At 63.1% G+C, this 4,442-nt stretch carries 2 protein-coding genes; one reads left to right on the forward strand and one right to left on the reverse strand.

The annotated features are described in order from the left end of the window. Window positions 1-481 precede the first annotated feature (481 nt). On the reverse strand, window positions 482-2,605 hold the full coding sequence (locus NRB16_RS28605; protein ID WP_257107531.1) for a TonB-dependent receptor domain-containing protein: 2,124 nt from the start codon (window positions 2,603-2,605) through the stop codon (window positions 482-484). Between the two features lie 152 nt (window positions 2,606-2,757). Between NRB16_RS28605 and NRB16_RS28610 the strand changes: the two genes are divergently transcribed. Then, window positions 2,758-4,359 carry a hybrid sensor histidine kinase/response regulator gene (locus NRB16_RS28610; RefSeq protein WP_045491698.1) on the forward strand — a complete coding sequence of 534 codons (1,602 nt, stop codon included), beginning with the start codon at window positions 2,758-2,760 and terminating at the stop codon, window positions 4,357-4,359. Window positions 4,360-4,442: the final 83 nt, after the last annotated feature.

A 4,442-nucleotide genomic window follows, 5' to 3' on the forward strand; every position in this document is an offset into this window, starting at 1 on the left:
GCGATCAATGTACTAAGGGCGGGACACGCCCGGTTAGCCTGTGAAGTGAGCGCAGAGGTCATGGCGCCAGCAGCAGGAACCCACCGAAGCGACTCGGGGGCGGCCCGATGCCGCGCCTGAGCGCCGTAGGAATCTCCGGCCTTCAGGCCGGGGAGGATGTCAACGCTTAATGGGCCGGATCGAGTTCGATACACGCTACTCGAACAGTTCGATCAGGTAATCGGCCACCACTCGTAGCAGATGTATTGCTTTTACTGGCCTCTTCGCGAGCAGAGCTCGCTCCCACCGGGTTTGCGTCGTGCTCAAGTATCAGGCATCACGCCACCTCGGTGGGAGTGGCCGGCCGACGCCCCGGTCAGCCGACGAATGCGATGTTGCGTTCACAACTGAAATAACGGGCTTGCACAGGACCATAGAATCTCCCACCTTGGTCCGCAGTGCTTATCTGAACAGTTTTGCGGCTAAAGCGGATCGCCGGGTCCTACAAACTCCACGAAACCCCGGCATAAACCCCGGCGCCTTCGCCCGGTGTCGAGCGGGCGGTATCAACCCCGCGATCGTCGTAGCCTGGCGTCACGGTCGTGGCGTAGCGCTGGTTGGTCAGGTTGCGCAGGTCCAGCCAGGTCTGCCATTTCTGGTCCGGCGAGTTGTAGCCCAGCGTCGCGCCAATCAGGGTGTAGCGATCGGCGTAGAACGAGTTGGCATAGTCCACCGCCACTTTCGCCGCATGCTCGGTATTGAGCCCGACATACACGCCGCTGGGGTGGGTGTAGCGCACTTCGGCCTGGTAGTAGTGCTGTGGGATGCCCGGCAGGCGGTTGTCGCCGAACCGCGGGTCATCACGGTAGCGGAAGTCGTTCCAGGTGTAGGCCTGACGCAGTTCGACCTTGCCGGCCGGACCTTGCCACAGCGGGCTGTGCAGGCCCAGCTCAATGCCTTGGTGCACGGTCGGGCTGGCGTTGTTCTCGGCAATGATCGACGAGGTGGTCTGGGTCGCCGCCTGAATCTCGACGCTGAGCAGCTCATGACGAACCTGCGAGTAGTACCAGGCCAGGTCCCACTGGCCGAACCGGCTGTCGCCGCGGCTGCCCAGTTCCAGAGTGGTCGCGGTCTGGTTGTCGAGCTTCACGCCGCCGCTTTGCAGGCCGGTTGAGGCGCCGCTGCCGGCCGGGAAGTACTTGTTCGAGCCCCAGATCATCGACCAGGCGTGCGGCGGCTCCACCGAGCGGCTCAGGTTGCCGTACACCTGCAGGTCCGGGTTGATCTGGTAACGCAGGCCGAGCCGTGCGGCGTAGTCCCACTCGCTCATGCTCAGCGGGTCGCGGGCGTCGGGGTAGGTGACTTCGGTCTCGCGGCGGGTGTACAGCGCGGCAACCCCGGTGCTCAGCCACAGGTCCGGTGCCAGTTCCAGCTCATTGGCGATGTGCAGCGTGGTGTCCGAGCCCAGATAGCTGAAGTCGCGGGTGCGGGTGCCCGGTGCGTAGCCGGCGGTATTGCCGGTGGGAATGCGCACGAACTCCGAGCTGCCATTGTTCGGCAGGCCTTTGGTATGGCGCAGGCCGACGGTGGTCTGGCTGGCCATGCCCAGCAGTGTGTCCTGGCGTACATAGTTCAGGGTGCCGCTGATGTCGGTGTAGGCCACCTTGAGGCGGTTGGTGCCTTCGCGCAGGTCCATGGGGTAGTCGTGATAGACCAGCCCGGCCTCGATGCGTGAGCTGTCATCGATGTAATAGGTGGTCTTGTTGGCCAGCCAGGTGCTGCCCGGCTGAATACGTTTGTTGTCGCGGGCCACATTAAGCGGGCTGGCCGCGCGGCTGTCGTGACGGATCTGCTCGCGGGTCAGACGGCCCGGCGTCTCGTAGTCGTTTTCCCGGTAACGGAAATAAAACCGGGTTTCCAGGTTCGGGCTGAGCCGGTAGCCGAGGTTGGCGGCGATGCCCTTGCTGCCACCTGCGGTCTGGTCCTGAAAACCGTCCGTGCTGGAGTCGGTCAGGCTGACGTAGTAATCCAGATCGCCCAGCACCTGACCGGAGCTGATCTGCCGTTTGCTGTAGCCATGGCTGCCAACTTCGTAGCGCAGTTGCAGCGGCGAAGCATCACGGCCAGTGCGGGTTACATAGTTGATCGCACCGCCCAGCGACAGCGCGCCCTGGTCGAAACCGTTGGCGCCGCGATACACCTCGACCCGGCTCAGCCACAGCGGTTCCTTGAGTTCATAAGGGGTGCCGCCGGGGCCGGTCAGCGGCAGACCGTCGAGCATCTCGAACAGCCCCGAGGCATGGCCGCCAGGGGCACGGTTCAGGCCCGAGCCACGAATGGAAATCTTGCTGCCTTCGTTATGCGCGGTGCGCGCATAGATGCCCGGCTGATAGCGGAACACATCTTCGCTGCTGCTGACCCGGCCCTGATCGACCTGGCTCATGTCCACCACATTGGTGGCGCCCGCCACCTGGCGCAATTGCTCTTGGGCGGTTTCGACGGGGCTGGCGGCCGTGGCATTGACGGCAATGCCCGACAGGGTCACGGCACCCTCTGCCGCCAGTGCGCAAGGCGCGCCAAGCAACGTGGCGCTGAGCGCAAGGGGAAGGGCAGGCTGCACACGCATCGCAGGGTTCCTTGGGACAATAAACTAAAAAGGGATGGTCATTCGATGCCGGGCCGGCGGCTGGCGTCACGTCATGCTGGCACTTGAGCGAACTCTTTTACCGCTCGACAAGTCGTAGCCAGTAAGACGAACAGACATCGGGGAAACACAGCGTGGCGGACAACAAGATACGGGTCGACAATGCGGCCACCGGGGACATATCCCAGCTGGGCAAGAACATCTTCTTCGCTGCCGTGGAAACCACCCGCATGCCGATGATCGTCACTGACCCGAACCGGCCGGACAATCCGATCCTGTTTGCCAACAAAGCCTTCCTGAACATGACCGGCTACAGCAGCGAGGAGGTGCTGGGGCACAACTGCCGCTTCCTGCAGGGGCCTGAAACCGACCCTGAAATGGTCCGCAGCGTGCGCGAGGCGATTGCTCAGCGCAAGGACGTGTCGACCGAGATTCTCAACTACCGCAAAGACGGTTCGAGTTTCTGGAACGCATTGTTTATCTCGCCGATCTTTAACGAGAACGGCGACCTGATCTATTTCTTCGCCTCGCAACTGGATGTCAGCCGCCGCCGTGATGCCGAAGACGCGCTGCGCCAGTCCCAGAAAATGGAAGCCCTCGGGCAACTCACCGGCGGCATTGCTCACGACTTCAATAACCTGCTGCAGGTCATGGGCGGCTACATCGATCTGATCGGCAGCGCTGCCGAGAAACCGCAGATTGACAGCCAGCGCGTACAGCGCAGCGTCTACCACGCCAAGGCCGCCGTGGAGCGCGCCAGCACCCTGACCAAGCAATTGCTGGCCTTCGCCCGTAAGCAGAAACTGCATGGTCGGGTGCTCAACCTCAATGGCCTGGTGGGCGCCATGCAACCGATGATCGAGCGCACCTTCAGTGCCGATGTGCAGGTGGAAACCGATCTTGACCCGACCTTGGGCAACTGCCGGATCGACCCGACCCAGGCCGAAGTCGCGTTGCTCAACATCTTCGCCAACGCCCGCGACGCGCTGGTCGGCAGGCCTGAGCCGAAAATCTTCATCGAAACCCGCAACCTGGAAATTCATGACCTGGCCGGCATGTCCCATGACGGTCTGCTGCCGGGGCATTACGTGAGCATTGCGATCACCGACAACGGCATCGGCATGCCCGCCAGCATCCGTGAGCGGGTGATGGACCCGTTTTTCACCACCAAGGACGAAGGCAAGGGCTCGGGCCTCGGCCTGTCGATGGTCTATGGCTTTGCCAAACAGTCCGGCGGTGCGGCGCGCATCTACACCGAGGAGGGCGTTGGCACCACCTTGCGTCTGTACTTCCCGGTCGACGAGGCCAGCGTCGCTCACCATGAAGTCCATTACGTGCCCGAGCGGCGCCAGGGCAGCGAACGCATCCTGATCGTCGAAGACCGCCCGGACGTCGCAGAACTGGCGCGTATGGTGCTGGACGACTACGGCTACACCACCGAAATCGTCTACAACGCCCGCGAAGCGTTGAGCAAGTTCGAATCCGGCGCCCGCTATGATCTGCTGTTTACCGACCTGATCATGCCCGGCGGCATGAACGGCGTGATGCTGGCCCGCGAGGTGAGGCGTCGTTATCCGGGAGTCAAGGTCCTGCTCACCACCGGCTACGCGGAAAACTCCATCGAGCGCACCGACATTGGCGGCTCGGAGTTCGATGTGGTGTCCAAACCGTGCATGCCCCACGACCTGGCGCGCAAGGTCCGGCAGGTGCTGGATGGGCCGAACGGGATTGCCTGACCATCTGGGCGCGACAAGCCCCGCCGTTCAGGGCGGGGAAGGATAGCGCGGACGGCGTAGCCGTCCCTGGTTGCAGTGGGGTG

The sequence above is a fragment of the Pseudomonas sp. LJDD11 genome (assembly GCF_024584215.1).
Classification (GTDB): Bacteria; Pseudomonadota; Gammaproteobacteria; order Pseudomonadales; family Pseudomonadaceae; genus Aquipseudomonas.